This is a genomic window from Nesterenkonia suensis (assembly GCF_054782935.1).
In genome coordinates, this window is the sequence record NZ_BAAGRN010000024.1 from 1 (window position 1) to 16297 (window position 16297).

Below are 16297 nucleotides of genomic sequence, written 5' to 3' on the forward strand. Positions count from 1 at the left end.
ACGGCGGTCATAGCGTGGGGGAAACGCCCGGTCCCATACCGAACCCGGAAGCTAAGGCCCACAGCGCCGATGGTACTGCACACGGGAGTGTGTGGGAGAGTAGGTCACCGCCGGACACCACTTAAAGACAAGAGCCGAGCCGAAGAATCAATGGTGATTCTTCGACTCGGCTCTTGTTGTGTCCGACCACCTGCGGCCTCTGTCCGCATGACCGCCCGCCACCAGCTGAAAAGGTATCCTGGTTCAGTGAACTCTCGAGACGACGATCGACCCCGGACCTCCCCGCGCGGCCGCCCTGAGCGCGATGACCGCCGGGCCACCCGCCGTGGACCCGATCTGCGGCGCTCCAACCGCGAGGACCGTGCCCGTTCGCCGGAGATCGATGACGATGTCACCGGACGCGAACTCGACCGCGAGGCGGCCTCCCAGCTCGGCACGCTGAATGACAACAACCGGAAGCTGGTCGCCAAGCATCTGGTCATGGCCGGACGACTCATCGACGTCGACCCTGCCCTGGCCCATGAGCACGCCCTGGCCGCCTCCCGCCGAGGTGGCCGGCTGGCCCTCGTGCGCGAGGCCGTGGGGCTGACCGCCTATGCCGCAGGCGACTACGCCGAAGCCGTCCGTGAGCTGCGGACCTATCGTCGGATCAGTGGGGACCAGACGCATCTGCCCGTCCAGGTCGACTGCGAACGAGGACTCGGACGCCCCCAGAAGGCCGTCGAACTCGCCGAGAGTCCCGAGGCCCGTGCCCTCACAGGAGCGGCCCGCGCGGAGCTCGCCATCGTGGTCGCCGGAGCTCACACTGACCAAGGCGATCACGCCTCTGCGCTCCGTGCCCTGGAGGTCTCCGAGCTCCAGAAGGACCGTGCCTTCAGCTTCTCTCCGCGGCTGTTCACCGCCTACGCCGAGGCGCTGGAGAACGTGGGCCGCGAAGAGGAGGCCGCACAATGGCGCAGGCAGGCGTTCGTCGCCGAGAAGGCCCTGGGAGCGGGCGCCTTCGAGTCCCCGGAGATCATGGACTTCGACGACGAGCCTGCCGAGCTGCCGTCGGTGAAAGACGTGATGAGGCCTCCCGAGAGGGAGCGACCCTCTGGCCACCTCGGACAGCCGACTGAAGGGGACACATGAGCGGTGCGCTGATCGACCACTACGACGGAGTGCTGTTCGACCTTGACGGTGTCCTCTACGCGGGTCCCCATGCGATCGACGGCGCCGCCGAGGCCCTGCAGGCTCTGCGTGGACGGTCCGTGCCCTGCGGCTTCGTCACCAACAACGCCTCCCGATCGGCGGAGGAGATCGCCGCACATCTCCGCGAGCTGGGGATTCGCGCCTCAGCCCAGGAGGTCTTCGGCTCCGCCCCGGCCGGCGTGGCCCTCATGGACCGTGAACTCCCGGCAGGTGTGAAGGTGCTCGTCACCGGCAGCGCCTATCTCCGCCGGCTGGTCGACGAGGCAGGCTACACGGTCGTCGACTCCTCGGCGGAGCGTCCCGCGGCCGTCATCCAGGGCTTCGATCCTCAGCTGCGCTGGACCGACCTCGCCGAGGCGGCCTTCGCCGTCAACGACGGCGCCCGCTGGTTCGCCACCAACCTGGACATGACCATCCCCCGAGATCGAGGCATCGCACCCGGCAACGGGGCACTCGTCGAAGCCATCGGCCGGGCCACCGGAAGCATCCCCACCGCGGCAGGGAAGCCGGAGCCGGTGCTGTTCCGCCAGGCGGCAGAGGCACTGCGTCTGCAGGCTCCTCTGGTGGTCGGAGACCGTCTCGACACCGACATCCTCGGCGGCAATCGTGCCGGCTTCACCACCGCTCTGGTGCTCACCGGCATCGACACCCGAGAGCGTGCCGCAGCGGCCGAATCCGCGCAGCGGCCTGACCATGTCATCGCGACGCTGCACGACCTCTTCGCCGAGGACCACGCAGGAGCTCCCGTATGAGCCACCAGGACCGGTCCGAACCCACGGAAGGCCCCGAACCCGAATCCCGCGACACCCCAGCCGAGCGACGTCCAGCAGAGGAGATGAGCGCGGATCAGCTCGAGGAGCACATCAGGTCCGCCGACGAGCTGCATCAGAAGCTGTCCGCGCGGCTCGAGGCCGCTGCCCGGGCCTGACCCTGGGCGAGGAGAACGCCGACGATGACCAGCGAACGCCTCGACCGTGCCCTGATCACCCGCGGGCTGGCGCCCAGCCGCAGCCGGGCCGGACAGCTGATCGGCTCCGGGGCCGTGACCGTGGACGGCCGCACCGTCACCAAGGTCTCCACCCCGGTCCGGCCGCACCAGTCGGTCCAGGTGGCCGTGGACGATCCCTGGGTCAGTCGTGCCGCGCACAAGCTGCTCGGGGCCCTGGACTCCTGCCCGGAGATCGCCGTCGCCGGCCGACGCTGCCTGGACGCCGGAGCCTCCACCGGAGGATTCACCCAGGTGCTGCTGGAACGCGGGGCCGCGCACGTTGTCGCCGTCGACGTCGGACATGACCAGCTCGCGACACTGCTGCGCGAGGACCGCCGGGTGGAGAACCACGAAGGCCTGAACCTTCGGCACCTGCGCGCCGACGAGCTGGGGGAGCCCTTCAGCCTGATCGTCGCCGACCTCTCCTTCATCTCGCTGCGTCTGGTCACCGGCACACTGGCTGCCCAGGCGGCTCCCGGGGCGGACCTGCTGCTGATGGTCAAACCGCAGTTCGAAGTCGGTCGAGGCCGTCTCGGACGCACCGGCGTCGTCACCAGCCCCGAGCTGCGCCGGGAAGCCGTCGTCGGTGTGGTGGACTCCGCCAGGCAGCACGGACTCACCTTGCTCAGCGCCCACCGCTCCCCGTTGCCAGGTCAGGACGGCAACCGCGAATTCTTCGTCCATCTGCGCCGCCCCGACGACGTCCCGAACTCTCCCTCCCGCGAGGTGTCGGCCCAGGCGGCTAGGCTGGAACAGGTCGACTACCACGACTGAACCACTCAGGAGGTGCCATGACGGAGGCGGACCGCTCCCGGGAGATCCTGGTGCTCGCGCACACCGGGCGCCACGACGCCGTGGACGCCGCCGCGACTGTCGCCGAGAGACTCCACCAGGCCGGGCTGACCCCGGTCATGCTCGCCCGAGACATCGTGGCCCTCGACCAGGTCGTGGGGGAGCGGCTGCACGAGGTCCCCATCGCCGTCGCCGAGGAGGAGGTCCCCCTGTCTCGGTGCGAGGTCGGCATGGTGCTGGGCGGTGACGGCTCCATCCTGCGCGCCGCCGAGCTGGTCCGCGGTGCGGAGCTGCCCCTGATGGGAGTCAACCTCGGCCATGTGGGCTTCCTCGCCGAATCAGAACGCACCGAGCTCGACGCCTCGGTGGAATGGGTGGTCGAACAGGACTACACGGTCGAACCCCGGATGGCCATCGACGTGCAGGTCTGGCACGCCGGGAGACACGTGGGCAGCACCTGGGCGCTCAACGAGGCCAGCGTGGAGAAGCACTCCCGAGAACGCATGGTCGATCTGGTGGTGGAGGTCGACGGCCGTCCGATCTCGGCCTTCGGATGCGACGGGGTCGTCATGGCCACCCCCACCGGGTCCACCGCCTATGCCTTCTCCGCCGGAGGCCCCGTGGTCTGGCCGGAGGTCGAGGCGCTGGTGATGGTGCCGATCTCGGCCCACGCTCTCTTCGCCCGCCCCCTGGTGGTGGACCCGGACTCGGTGCTCGCCGTCGAGGTCCTCCAGCGCGAGGACGAACAGGGCGTGCTGTGGTGCGACGGCCGCCGCTCCCACGAGCTGCCCGCCGGCTCCCGGCTCGAGGTCACCCGCTCGGCGGAGCCGGTGCTGCTGGCCCGAGTCCACCAGACGCCGTTCTCCGAACGGCTCGTGGACAAGTTCAACCTGCCCACCTCCGGCTGGCGGGGGCCGGTCGACGCCAGCAACACGGTCGCCACCGGCCAGTACCCGACCGTCCACCCGGTGGGTTCCGAGATGACCACGGGGCTCACCGACGACGAGGAGGAGACCACCGCGTGATCGAGCACGTCACCATCAGCGACCTCGGGGTCATCGAACGCGCCGAGCTCGAGCTGCATCCCGGCCTGAACGTGGTCACCGGGGAGACCGGCGCGGGGAAGACCATGGTCGTCACCGCACTGGGCCTGCTGCTGGGCGCCCGGGCCGAGGCCAGCGCCGTGCGCAGCGGGGCCGCACGTGCCGCCGTCGACGCCCAACTCCGCGTCCGCGCCGACCACCGGTCCATGCGGCTCGCTCAGGAGGCCGGGGCCTGGATCGACGAGGACGACACGGGGGTCACCGGTGGCACCGGTGACTCCAGCCAGCACCCCTGCGGGGACGCCGCGCTGCTGCTCGGGCGTGCGATCAGCGCCAAGGGGCGCAGCCGCGCCACAGTCTCCGGACGCGGAGTGCCCGTCTCCCTGCTGGGCGAGATCGGCTCCGCGCTGGTCACCGTCCACGGACAGACCGACCAGCTGCGCCTGAGGTCGGCCACCGCCCAGCGCCGTGCCCTGGACAGCTACGCCGGTGAGGAGTTCTCCGCGCTGGCCCGCGAGTATCGGGCCCGCTACGAGGAGTACCAGGCCCGGCGAGCGGAGCTGGAGGAGATCACCACCTATGAGCGTGAGCGTCGACGCGAGGCGGAGCAGCTGCAGCAGGCCCTCGAACAGATCGACGAAGTCGACCCCCAGCCGGGGGAGGACGAGCGCCTCAAGGCCGAATCCCTGAAGCTGGAGAACGTGGAGGCCCTGCGCGAGGCCGCGCGCACGGCACAGCGAGCCCTGTCCGGCCCGGATGCGGCCGAGGCCCTCGGCGACGCCCCCCATGCCGTGGAGCTGGTGGAGGCGGCCTCCACTGCGCTGAGCGCGGTGCAGGACCAGGACGAGGAGCTCGCCGCCATCGGCGAGCAGATCGGCTCGGTCTCCGGGCTGCTCAACGACGCCGCCTCCCAGCTGGGGATCTATGCGGCCGGCCTCGACGAGTCCGGACCCGGACGGCTGGCCGAGGTGCACCAGCGGCGGGCGGATATGGACCGGCTGGTCCGCCTCTACGGTCCCGATGTCGAGGCGGTCCTCAGCTGGGCCGAGGAGGCCCGCCGACGGCTCGGAACCCTGCAGTCGGACGAGGACCGCATCGAGACGCTCTCAGTGGAGACCACCCGGCTGGAACAGGCCCTGCGGGATCAGGCCGCCGAGCTGCGGCGCCGGCGCACCGAAGCGGGACGGCGGCTCGCCGAGGAGGTGGGGCAGGAGCTGGCCGCGCTGGCCATGCCGCAGGCGCGGATGGTCGTCGAGGTCACCGAGACCGCGGAGCTGGGGCCCCACGGCGCCGACGTCGTCTCTCTGCTGCTGGCCCCGCACGCCGGGGCCGAGCCGCTGCCATTGGGCAAGGGCGCCTCCGGGGGCGAGCTCTCCCGGGTGATGCTCGCCATCGAAGTGGTGCTGGCCGCGCAGGCCGAGTCCGGGACGTTCATCTTCGACGAGGTCGACGCCGGCGTCGGCGGCAAGGCCGCCGTGCAGATCGGCCGCAGGCTGGCGATGTTGGCTCAGCACGTGCAGGTCATCGTGGTCACCCACCTGCCGCAGGTCGCCGCCTGGGCGCAGCACCACATCCGCGTCTACAAGTCCTCGGTGGAGGAAGACTCCACCGCCGGGGGATTCACCGCCTCCGACGTCCGAGCGTTGGACGAGGAGGAACGGATCAGCGAGCTGGCACGCATGCTGGCCGGCCAGGAGGACTCGGCCTCCGCCCGGGCCCACGCGCAGGAGCTTCTCGAGGCGGCCGCGGCCGGGTAGACGATGCCGCTGCGGCCGGCCCGGCACGTGTGGCAGGTGTGGCAGGTGTGGCAGGTGTGGCAGATCGCACCTCCGAATCCCGGGCCGGACTACTGCCCGTGGGCTGGTGCTGATAGCCTTGAACTCCGTGGTGCATCGAAACAGTTCCCGGAACCAGTCCAATCCTCAGACGACCCGCCAGATCTTCGTGACCGGAGGCGTCGTCTCCTCACTCGGCAAGGGGCTGACCGCCTCATCCCTGGGGCATCTGCTCCGGGCGCGCGGCCTCTCCGTGGTGATGCAGAAGCTCGATCCCTACCTCAACGTGGATCCGGGCACGATGAATCCCTTCCAGCACGGTGAAGTCTTCGTCACCGAGGACGGCGCCGAGACCGACCTGGACATCGGCCACTACGAGCGGTTCCTGGACGAGAACCTCGACGGCCTCAACAACGTCACCACGGGACAGATCTACTCGGCGGTGATCGAGCGCGAGCGTCGCGGAGACTACCTCGGCGACACCGTCCAGGTGATCCCGCACATCACTGACGAGATCAAGCGCCGGATGCGCCTGCCCGCCGAAGGAGACGGCGACCGGGGAGCCCCGGACGTCATCATCACCGAGATCGGCGGCACCGTCGGCGACATCGAGTCCCAGCCGTTCCTGGAGGCCGCCCGCCAGGTCCGCCAGGACGTCGGCCGGGGGAACGTCTTCTTCCTGCACGTGTCCCTGGTGCCCTACATCGGACCCAGCCAGGAGCTGAAGACCAAGCCGACCCAGCACTCGGTGGCCGCGCTGCGCAGCCTGGGCATCCAGCCTGACGGCATCGTGCTGCGTTCCGACCGTGAGCTGCCCCAGGACGTGCGAGGCAAGATCTCGCGGATGTGCGACGTCGACGAAGACGCCGTCATCAACTGCGCCGACGCGCCCAGCATCTATGACATCCCGCGGATCCTGCACCAGCAGGCCATCGACGCCTACGTGGTCCAGAAGATGGACCTGAAGTTCAAAGACGTCGACTGGTCCAAGTGGAACCGGCTGCTCGAGGTCGTCCACCACCCCGACCACGAGGTCGAGGTCGCCCTGGTCGGCAAATACATCGACCTGCCGGACGCCTACCTCTCGGTGACTGAGGCGCTGCGGGCCGGCGGCTTCGCCCACCGGGCCAAGACCAAGATCCGTTGGGTCGCGTCGGACCTGTGCGCCTCCGAGGAGGGCGCGGCGAGGGCCCTGGAGGGTGTGGACGCGATCTGCGTGCCCGGCGGATTCGGCGTGCGCGGCCTCGACGGCAAGATCGGCGCCTTCCGCTACGCCCGCGAACACGGCATCCCGGCGCTGGGCCTGTGCCTGGGCCTGCAGACCATGGTCATGGAGTACGCCCGCAACGTGGTGGGTCTCGCCGAGGCGAACTCCACCGAGTTCGACCCGGAGACGGCCTACCCGGTGATCGCCACGATGGCCGAGCAGAAGGACATCGTCTCCGGCGACGGGGACCTGGGCGGCACCATGCGCCTGGGTGCCTATGACGCGATCCTCGCAGAGGACTCTGTGGTGGCCCAGACCTACGGCGCGTCAGCGATCTCGGAGCGCCACCGGCACCGCTACGAGGTCAACAACGCCTACCGCGAGCAGCTCGCCGAGGCCGGGCTGGTGTTCTCCGGGACCTCCCCGGACGGGCGCCTGGTCGAGTTCGTGGAGCTTCCCCGGGACACCCACCCCTACTATGTCTCCACCCAGGCCCACCCGGAGCTGAAGTCTCGTCCGACGGATGCGCACCCTCTGTTCGCCGGCCTCATCAAGGCCGGACTGGACCGCCGCGGCTGAGCAGCAGGTGGAGCAGACCGGCAGCACCGAGGAGCTCCGGGCCCGTCACCGTCGACTGCGCGAGGCGGTGCCGGAGAGCCCGGTGGGCCGGGAGATGCAGGACTACCTGACGCATCTGCGCATCGAGCGCGGCTCCTCGGACAACACCCTGGCGTCCTATCGGCGAGACCTGCTGCGCTATGGTGCGCATCTGCTCAGTGAGGACATCACCGAGCCGCACCAGGTCGGCGAGGAGACCGTCACCGCCTTCCTGCGCGCGCTGAGCACCGGCGACGACGGCGGATCCGCGCTGTCCCAGCGGTCGATGGCCCGTGTGCTGGCGGCTGTCCGTGGACTGCACCGGTACTGGGCCGCCGAGGGCCGCACTCCCGGTGACCCTGCCGCACAGGTCTCCGCGCCCAAGCCCCGGCAGTCCCTGCCCAAGGCGCTCACCGTGGAGCAGGTGCAGCGACTCTTGGAGGCTCCCGACCGTACCACCCAGCTGGGGCTGCGGGATCGGGCCCTGCTGGAGTTCCTCTACGCCACCGGGGCGCGCATCACCGAGGCTGTCAGCCTCGACGTCGACGATCTGGTCGAGCTGCGGGACCCCGGGTCGGAGTCCCGCGACGGTCTGGTCGTGGTGCGTGTGACAGGCAAAGGGGACAAGCAGCGGATCGTGCCGGTGGGAAGCTACGCGCAGCAGGCAGTGGCGGACTACCTGACCGCAGGGCGTCCGGCACTGGCCGAGGCCGTGGCCCGGGCGACGCGCAGCAGGCCCTCCTCCCCGGCGCTGTTCCTCAACCAGCGCGGGGGGCGGCTCTCCCGCCAGTCCGCGTGGACCGTGCTGCGTCGTCATGCCCAGGCTGCCGGAATCGAGGCCGAGGTCTCCCCGCATACGCTGCGGCATTCCTGCGCGACCCACATGCTCGACGGCGGGGCCGGGATCCGCATGGTGCAAGAGATGCTCGGCCACGCCTCGGTGACCACCACGCAGATCTACACCAAAGTCACTGCACAGGCGCTGCAGGAGAGCTACGTCGCCGCGCACCCGCGGGCACGCTGACCGAGGCTCGTCCGGACGCTTTGTGCGTCCTCAGACCTGGCGCTGCCCGTCCTTGAACACTGCGTGGGTCAGCGGCATCCCCGGCCGGTAGGCCAGGTGGATCGCACCAGGTGCGTCGAGCACCTGGAGGTCGGCACGCTTGCCGACCTCCACCGAACCGACCTCGGACTCCACCTGCAGCGCACGGGCGCCTCCCCATGTGGCCGCGCGCACCGCCTCGTGCAGGCTCAGCCGCATCTGCAGCACAGCGGTGGCCACGCAGAAGCCCATCGCTGTGGTGTAGCTGGTGCCGGGGTTGCAGTTCGAGGCCAGGGCGATCTCCGCTCCGGCGTCGAGCAGCCGCCGTCCCGGGGCCAGCGGCTGCCGAGTGGAGAGATCACAGGCCGGCAGGCAGGTCGCCACTGTGGTGGAGCCGGCCAGGGCCTCGACGTCTGACTCCTCGAGGTGGTTGACGTGGTCCACGCTGGCCGCGCCCATCTCAACCGCCAGCCGCACCCCCGGCCCGGGACCGAGCTGGTTGCCGTGGACCCGCAGACCCAGGCCGGCGTCCCGACAGGCCTGGAGCACCCGGCGGGAGGCGTCCTCGTCGAAGGCGCCGCGCTCGCAGAACACGTCGGCCCACTGCACATGATCCTTCACAGCCTCCAGCATGGGCCCGCACACCTGGTCGAGATACTCATCCGCCTGCGCACCCGGCGGCACCAGATGCGCTCCGAGGAAAGTCACGACGTCGGCGGCCTGACCCGCCAGCCTGGCGTGCCGGACCTCCTCGTCCACGCTGAGCCCGTAGCCGGTCTTGGTCTCCAGGAAGGTGGTGCCCCCGGTCCGGGCCTCGACGACCCGGGCGGCGAGCAGTGCGGCGAGTTCGGCGTCGTCGGCGGCACGGGTCGCGGCCATGGTGACCCCGATGCCCCCGGCGCTGTAGGACTCCCCGGCCATGCGCGCCTCGAACTCGGCACCACGGTCCCCGGCGAAGACCAGATGGGTGTGCGAGTCCACCCAGCCGGGCAGCACGGCCCGGCCGCCGGCGTCCCAGCAGACGTCCGCGGCCGGGGCCTGCGCCGCGGGACCGATCCAGGCGATCCGTCCGTCCTCGATCGCCACCGCGGCGTCATGGAGCACCCGGTGCTCGGGATCGACGGTGGTGAGCTCACCGATACCGGTGATCACCATGCTGGAGTCGGTGGTGCTGGAGTCGGTGGTGCTGGGGTCGGTGGTGCTGGTCATCTCAGCTCCTCAGCTCGGGGTGGTCGGTGAACAGGGCCCGGTACAGCTCGGCGGGGTCGCCGAGCCGCACATGGCGGCCCTGGCGGGCGATCTCCTGGCCGGCGACGCGCACGGAGAGCACATCGGCGGCGGTGGCGCTCAGCGGCAGCTGCCCAGGGTCCCCGCCGGCGGTGCGGGCCGACCCGCAGTCGACGACAACGGCATCACTGGCATCACTGGCATCACTGGAATCGCTGGAATCGCTGGCATTGCTGCTGGCAGTGTTGCTGGCAGTGTCGGCATCACTGGTGTCGAGTGCCTCATCCGGCGCCGCCGTCTCGGCGGCCAGCCCGAGGCTGCGCCGACCGGCGCAGGAGGACGCCCGGCGCAGTTCAGCCGGGCTGAACCGCCCTCGCTCGCCGCTGCGCAGCCGCTCGCCGTGCTCCAGCGCCCGCATCTCGAGGAAGGGATCGACCACGGCGTGCTGGTCCGAGCCCAGCGCGATCGCCGCGCCGGCGTCCGCCAGCTCACGGGCCGGACCGATCCCGTCGCCGAGATCGGCCTCGGTGGTCGGGCACATCACCACAGTGGCCTGGGCCTGCCCCAGCAGGGAGATGTCCTCCTCAGTGAGATGGGTGGCGTGGACCGCGGAGAGCCGGGGTCCGAGCAGGCCATGCTCGTGCAGCAGCCGGGTCGGGGTCATCCCGTGGGCGGCCCGCACTGCGGTGTTCTCACCCGGCTGCTCCGACAGGTGGATGTGCAGCGGGACCTCGGGGTGCTCCGCCGCCCAGCCGCTGAGCTCGGCGAGCTGTGCGGCGTCCACCGCACGCAGCGAATGGATCGCCGCCCCCAGGCTGACCAGCCCGGCCCCGGCGTCCTCCTCGGCCAGGGCCTCGCGGAGCCGAGACCAGCGGGCGGCCCACGCGGCGACGTCGGCATCGGCATAACGGCGCTGCACCGGGCTGAGCTCCAGCTGCTCGCCGGCGGGGGAGAGCCCACCGCGCAGATAGCAGGTGTCCAGCAGAACCAGGCGCAGGCCCACGGCCCGGGCGGCTCGGGCCAGGGCACGCTCCATGGCGTGCTCCCCGGCGTCCTCGGCGCTGTAGGGGGTGCCGTCGTCGCCATGGTGCAGATAGTGGAACTCTCCCACGGCGGTCCAGCCGGCGGCGGCCATCTCGGCGTAGACGGCGGTGGCCAGCTGCTCCATGGCCTTCGGGGTCAGCGAGGCCGCCGAGCGGTACATCTCCTCCCGCCAGCGCCAGAAGTCCCCGGGGGCTCCCTGCGGACCGGCATGGGTGCGGCCACGCAGGAGCCGATGGAAGGCATGGGAGTGGGCGTTGACCGGGCCCGGCACGGCGGCAGTGGTGCGGGGCGCGTCTCCAGCAGTGCTCACAGCAGCTCCTCCAGGGCGTCGGCGAGGGCTGCGACGCCCAGGACGGCGTCGTCGTCCTCCACATGTTCCTCCGGGGCGTGGCTGATGCCGCTGGGGTTGCGCACATAGATCATCCCGGTGGGCACCGCCGAGGCCAGCACCCCGGCGTCGTGGCCGGCGCCGGTGGGCAGCAGCGGCGCCGTGGGGGCGGTGCGTCGCACCGACGCGGTCAGCGTGGCGGCCAGCTGCGGGTCGAAGTGCACGGTCCCGGAGAGCGACTCCTCGGTCAGCTCCGCCGTGCAGCCCTCCCCGAGCGCGGCCTGCTGGGCGTGGCGCCAGATCTCCTCGACCAGCCCCGCGGTGACGGCGTCGTCGGGGTGACGCACGTCCAGCCACAGGTCCACCCGGGAGGCGATGACGTTGGTGCCCCCGGGAACCGGCTCCAGCCGGCCCACGGTGGCGCGGGCGTCGGGCTGGACGCGGGCCAGGCGGCGGACGTCCAGAATGGTCTCCGAGGCGGCCACCATCGGATCGGACCGATCGGTCATCAGAGTGGTGCCGGCGTGGTTTCCCTGCCCGTGGAAGCTGATCCGCCACCGGCCGTGACCCAGAATCGTCGAGCCCACAGCGATCGCCGGAGCCCCCTGGCTGAGGTGCTCCTCGGTGTTCAGCCCGCGGCCCTGCTCCACGTGCAGCTCCACGAACTCTCCGATGCGGGAGAGCATCTGCGGATCAGCGCCCATGTGGGCAGGATCGAGCCCCTCGGCGCGGGCCGCCTCGGCGACGCTGATGCCGTCGGCGTCGCGCAGCGCCAGCGCCTTCTGGGGGGAGATCGTGCCCGCCAGCAGCCGGGAGCCGAGGCAGGCGACCCCGAAGCGGGAGCCCTCCTCCTCGGGGAAGACCGCCACGGCCAGCGCCCGACGACGACGCAGCGTGCCGGCGGCCTCGCGGGCACGCAGCACGTCGACGGCGGCCAACGCGGAGGCGACCCCGAGGGGCCCGTCGAAGGCGCCGCCGCCGGGGACGGAGTCCAGGTGCGAGCCGGTCACCACCGCGTCGTGGCGGGACTGCTCCACCGAGCCGCCGCGGGCCTGGGTGGGCAGATCCCACCAGGCCCACAGGATGCCGTTGCGGTCCTCCTCGGTGTCCAACCCGCGTGTCTGGGCCTCCTGGAGGAACCAGGCACGCAGCTCCTTCTCTGCCGGGGACCACACCGGCCGGCTGTAGCCGCCCCGGCGCGGATCGGTGCCGACGTCGGCGATGGCGGCCATCAGTGAGGTGACGGCGGAGGTGTTCTCAGTCATGTGACTCCTATGATCAGTGCGGCCAGGGGAGTGGCGAAGAGCAGGGTCAGCAGCACCCGCTGGACCCAGATGACCACCAGATGCCAGATCTTCACCGGGATCTCGGTGGCCAGCACGGAGGGCACCAGGGCGGAGAAGAAGATGATCCCGGAGACGCAGACTACGCCGATGACCAGGCGCAGCAGCTCCGACTCATGGCCGGCCACCAGGGTGGCCGGCAGGAACATCTCCGCGATCCCCAGGGCGGAGGCGGTGGCGGCCAGCTGCGGATCGGGCAGCTGCAGGGCCCAGGTCAGCGGGAGGAACAGGTAGCCGAGCCACTCGAACAGCGGGGTGAAGGTGGCCAGGAGCAGCCCGATCAGTCCGATCGACATGATCGAGGGCAGGATCTGCATGGCCATGAGCAGTCCGTCGAGGAAGCTCCTGCTGAGGTTGCGGACCAGCCCCGGTGCGGCCTCCAGGGACTCCCCGGAGGCCCGCCAGGCGGCCCGGAGCCGGCCCGAGCTGATCCGCTCCTCCGGCTGCGGGGTGGTTCCGGGGAAGTACTCCTGAGGGATCCGGCTCAGCGGCGGCAGCCGCACCACGATCACCGTCACCGCATAGGTCACCACCAGCGTGAGGAAGAAGTACCACAGCCACAGGTGCATCAGATCCAGGGTGCGGGCGACCACGACCATGAAGGTCGCCGAGACCGTGGAGAACCCGGTGGCGATGATCGCGGCCTCACGCCCGGTGTACCGGCCGGAGGTGTAGACCCGGTTGGTGATCAGCAGACCCAGCGAGTAGCTCCCCACGAAGGAGGCCACCGCGTCGATGGCCGAGCGGCCCGGGGTCTGCCACAGCGGACGCATCACCGGCTGCATGAGCACGCCCAGGTACTCCATCAGCCCGTAGCCGACCAGCAGCGCCAGGAAGATGGCGCCCACCGGGACCAGCAGGCCCACCGGGATGACCAGCGCCTCGTAGAGGAACGGGCCCAGCTCCGGTGCGAACAGGAACTCCGGGCCCACCCCGGTGACGATCATGGTGGAGCTGGCCAGCCCGACGATGTTCAGCAGGGCGAAGACCCGGCGTGCCGGAGACTGTCGCCACCGGCCCGTCACGAAGGGCCGGACGGTGCCGGCCAGGATGATCGCCAGCGCGAGGTAGGCCGCGGCGCCTCCGAGCAGCTGCTGCAGCCCGGAGACCAGATGGTCCAGCGGGATCGTCGTGGTCTCGCCGAAGGTGACCGGCACGAAGAACATGACGACGCCGATGGCGCTGTAGAGGAAGAACCGCCAGCGTGCGCGGGAACCGGTGCCGGCTGTGCGGGGTGCGGTCTCTGCGTGATCCATGGGGTGGGCCCTCCAGGAGTCCTGGGGTCAGGCGCGGTCCCGCATCGGAATGCGGACCCCACGGTCGGCGGCGACCTCGTCGGCCCGGTCATAGCCGGCGTCGGCGTGCCGGATGACGCCCATCGCCGGGTCGTTGGTGAGCAGCCGCTCGAGCTTCTCCGCGGCCAGGTCGGTGCCGTCGGCGAGACCCACCTGCCCGGCGTGGATGGAGCGGCCCATGCCGACCCCGCCGCCGTGGTGGATCGAGACCCAGGTGGCCCCGGAGCTGGTCGAGGTCAGGGCGTTGAGCAGCGGCCAGTCGGCGATCGCGTCGGAGCCGTCGGCCATCGCCTCGGTCTCCCGGTACGGGGAGGCCACGGACCCGGAGTCCAGGTGGTCGCGGCCGATGACGATCGGTGCGGAGACCTTGCCCTCGGCGACCAGCCGGTTGAACAGCAGGCCGGCCTGGTGGCGCTCGCCGTAGCCGAGCCAGCAGATGCGCGCCGGCAGGCCCTCGAACTCGACGTGCTCCTGCGCGGCGTCGATCCACCGGTGCAGGTGCTCGTTCTCCGGGAAGAGCTCCTTGATGGCCTCGTCGGTGACCCGGATGTCCTCGGGGTCGCCGGAGAGCGCCACCCAGCGGAACGGTCCCAGACCCTCGCAGAACAGCGGACGGATGTAGGCCGGGACGAAGCCGGGGAACTCGAAGGCGCGCTCATAACCGGCGTGGCGGGCCTCGTCGCGGATGGAGTTGCCGTAGTCGAAGACCTCGGCCCCTTCATCCTGGAAGCCGACCATCGCCTCGACCTGGCGGGCCATGGAGGTCTGGGACTTCTTGGTGAAGCCGACCGGGTCGGCTTCGGCCTCGGCGGCCCAGTCACCCATGGTGTGCTCCACCGGCAGGTAGGACAGCGGGTCATGGGCGGAGGTCTGGTCGGTGACGATGTCCACGGCGACCGTGCCGGCCCGGTGGCGACGCAGCAGCTCGGGGAAGACGTCGGCGGCGTTGCCGACATAGCCCACGGAGAGCGGGCGGCGCTCGTCCTTCGCGGCGACGACCTTCGCCAGGGCGGCGTCCAGGTCCGTCTCGACGTCGTCGAGGTACCGCTTGGCCTGGCGGCGGCGCAGCCGGGTCTCGTCGACGTCGACGATCAGGCAGGCGCCTCCGTTGAGCGTCACGGCCAGCGGCTGGGCTCCGCCCATGCCGCCGCAGCCGCCGGTGATGCTCAGCGTGCCGGCCAGCGTCGGCTCGGTGATGCGGCCCTGCTCGTGCATCCTCTTCGCGACGGCGGAGAAGGTCTCGTAGGTGCCCTGCAGGATGCCTTGGGTCGCGATGTAGATCCAGGAGCCGGCCGTCATCTGTCCGTACATCATCAGCCCCTCGTCCTCGAGCCGGCGGAACTCGGGCCAGGTGGCCCAGTCGCCGACCAGGTTCGAGTTCGCCAGCAGCACCCGGGGGGCCCACCGGTGGGTGCGCAGCACGCCGACGGGCTTGCCGGACTGGACCAGCAGGGTCTCATCCTCCTCGAGGTCCTTCAACGTGGCGACGATGGCGTCGTAGGCCTCCCAGCTCCGAGCGGCGCGGCCGGTTCCACCGTAGACGACCAGGTCTTCGGGGCGTTCGGCGACCTCCGGGTCGAGGTTGTTCATCAGCATCCGCAGCGGAGCTTCTGTCTGCCAGCTCTTCGCCGTCAGCTCCGTGCCGCGGGCGGCGCGGATGCTCCGGCTGGGGTCGTGGCGGGTGGTGGTGTCAGTCATGGGTCAGCGGTCCCTTTCGTGGAGATCGGTCTGGTGTGGGGTGTCCTGGGCGGCCCGCAGGATGCCGTGGGCCTCCTGCGCGACCAGGCGGCCGTAGTCTGCGGCCCGCTGGGCGGTCATGCGGTAGGAGGGGGCCACGATGGACAGCGCGGCGACGATGGCGCCGTCATCGGAGCTGGTGTCCACGCGCACCGGAGCGGCGATGGCGGTGACGTCGGATTCGACGGCGTCCTCGACCACCACGTAGCCGGCGTCGGGCCCCTCCGCCGGAGCGTCGCCGCGCAGGGCGGCACCGGCGGCGGTGCCTTCCAGGGGCACGGTCCGACCCACCCAGGAGGTGTGGCGCACCGAGTGGGTGCCCTCCTCCATGGCCAGGTAGATGCCGTATCCGTTCTGGGCGCTCTGCAGGTGCGGCACGCTCAGGTAGCAGGACTCCCCGGTGGCCTCCACGAGTCGGCGCAGCGGATCCGCGGCCAGTGAGACCAGCGATTCCGAACTGAGCGCCTGGGCGCCGAGCTGCATGATGCGCAGCCCGGGCCGGTAGGTCCCGTCCGTGTCGCGGCGGACGAATCCCGCGCCCTCCAGGGTGCGCAGCAGACGCAGCGCAGTGGAGGAGGAGAGCTCGGTGCGTCGGGCGACCTCGGCCAGCGGGAGGTCGCCGGCGTCGCAGACGGCGGCCAGCAGGTCGAGTGCTCGGGCCACGGTGCGTGTCGATGATTCAGCCATG

General features: G+C 70.9%; 14 protein-coding genes and 1 rRNA gene. 9 read left to right on the top strand and 6 right to left on the bottom strand.

All coding sequences use genetic code 11. From position 1 onward, the window contains the following. From rrf to xerD, 9 genes are all read left to right on the top strand, one after another. Nucleotides 1–116, top strand: a 5S ribosomal RNA gene (gene rrf / locus ACYVKI_RS13315). A 130-nt stretch (nucleotides 117–246) separates the two neighbouring features. Continuing rightward, nucleotides 247–1131, top strand: coding sequence for a tetratricopeptide repeat protein (locus ACYVKI_RS13320; RefSeq protein ID WP_460690847.1), 885 nt, complete (start codon nucleotides 247–249; stop codon nucleotides 1129–1131). Then, entirely contained in the window at nucleotides 1128–1943 is an 816-nt protein-coding gene (locus tag ACYVKI_RS13325; RefSeq protein ID WP_460690848.1) for an HAD-IIA family hydrolase, read from the top strand. Before ACYVKI_RS13320 ends, ACYVKI_RS13325 begins: the two co-directional genes overlap by 4 nt. Continuing rightward, on the top strand, nucleotides 1940–2119 hold the full coding sequence (locus tag ACYVKI_RS13330; RefSeq protein ID WP_460690849.1) for a hypothetical protein: 180 nt from the start codon (nucleotides 1940–1942) through the stop codon (nucleotides 2117–2119). Before ACYVKI_RS13325 ends, ACYVKI_RS13330 begins: the two co-directional genes overlap by 4 nt. A 24-nt stretch (nucleotides 2120–2143) precedes the next feature. Then, nucleotides 2144–2953: a TlyA family RNA methyltransferase gene (locus ACYVKI_RS13335; protein ID WP_460690850.1), complete on the top strand. Its 810-nt coding sequence runs from the start codon at nucleotides 2144–2146 to the stop codon at nucleotides 2951–2953. Nucleotides 2954–2970: 17 nt separating this feature from the next. Then, nucleotides 2971–3996, top strand: a complete 1026-nt coding sequence (locus ACYVKI_RS13340; protein ID WP_460690851.1) for an NAD kinase — start codon at nucleotides 2971–2973, stop codon at nucleotides 3994–3996. Beyond that, the gene (gene recN, locus ACYVKI_RS13345) at nucleotides 3993–5771 is read left to right on the top strand and encodes a DNA repair protein RecN (protein WP_460690852.1); all 1779 of its coding nucleotides are present in this window, start codon (nucleotides 3993–3995) and stop codon (nucleotides 5769–5771) included. Before ACYVKI_RS13340 ends, recN begins: the two co-directional genes overlap by 4 nt. A gap of 109 nt (nucleotides 5772–5880) precedes the next feature. Continuing rightward, nucleotides 5881–7575, top strand: coding sequence for a CTP synthase (locus ACYVKI_RS13350; protein ID WP_460690900.1), 1695 nt, complete (start codon nucleotides 5881–5883; stop codon nucleotides 7573–7575). A gap of 94 nt (nucleotides 7576–7669) precedes the next feature. Further along, complete coding sequence (gene xerD / locus ACYVKI_RS13355; protein WP_460690901.1) at nucleotides 7670–8617, top strand: site-specific tyrosine recombinase XerD; 948 nt, start codon at nucleotides 7670–7672, stop codon at nucleotides 8615–8617. Between the two features lie 30 nt (nucleotides 8618–8647). Here the strand turns inward: xerD and hutI are convergent, their stop codons facing one another. Genes hutI through ACYVKI_RS13385 form a run of 6 tightly spaced genes read right to left on the bottom strand, consistent with a single transcriptional unit; the run spans nucleotide 8648 to nucleotide 16296 of the window. Continuing rightward, nucleotides 8648–9844: an imidazolonepropionase gene (gene hutI / locus ACYVKI_RS13360; protein WP_460690853.1), complete on the bottom strand. Its 1197-nt coding sequence runs from the start codon at nucleotides 9842–9844 to the stop codon at nucleotides 8648–8650. 1 nt (nucleotide 9845) lies between these two features. Then, entirely contained in the window at nucleotides 9846–11216 is a 1371-nt protein-coding gene (locus tag ACYVKI_RS13365) for a formimidoylglutamate deiminase (RefSeq protein WP_460690854.1), read from the bottom strand. After that, nucleotides 11213–12499 carry an allantoate amidohydrolase gene (locus ACYVKI_RS13370; RefSeq protein WP_460690855.1) on the bottom strand — a complete coding sequence of 429 codons (1287 nt, stop codon included), beginning with the start codon at nucleotides 12497–12499 and terminating at the stop codon, nucleotides 11213–11215. The genes ACYVKI_RS13365 and ACYVKI_RS13370 overlap by 4 nt, the downstream gene beginning before the upstream one ends. Next, nucleotides 12496–13833 carry a YjiH family protein gene (locus ACYVKI_RS13375; RefSeq protein ID WP_460690856.1) on the bottom strand — a complete coding sequence of 446 codons (1338 nt, stop codon included), beginning with the start codon at nucleotides 13831–13833 and terminating at the stop codon, nucleotides 12496–12498. Before ACYVKI_RS13375 ends, ACYVKI_RS13370 begins: the two co-directional genes overlap by 4 nt. A 27-nt stretch (nucleotides 13834–13860) precedes the next feature. Further along, the gene (locus ACYVKI_RS13380) at nucleotides 13861–15570 is read right to left on the bottom strand and encodes a urocanate hydratase (protein WP_460690857.1); all 1710 of its coding nucleotides are present in this window, start codon (nucleotides 15568–15570) and stop codon (nucleotides 13861–13863) included. A 3-nt stretch (nucleotides 15571–15573) separates the two neighbouring features. Next, nucleotides 15574–16296, bottom strand: a complete 723-nt coding sequence (locus ACYVKI_RS13385) for an IclR family transcriptional regulator (RefSeq protein WP_460690858.1) — start codon at nucleotides 16294–16296, stop codon at nucleotides 15574–15576. Between the last annotated feature and the right edge of the window lies 1 nt (nucleotide 16297).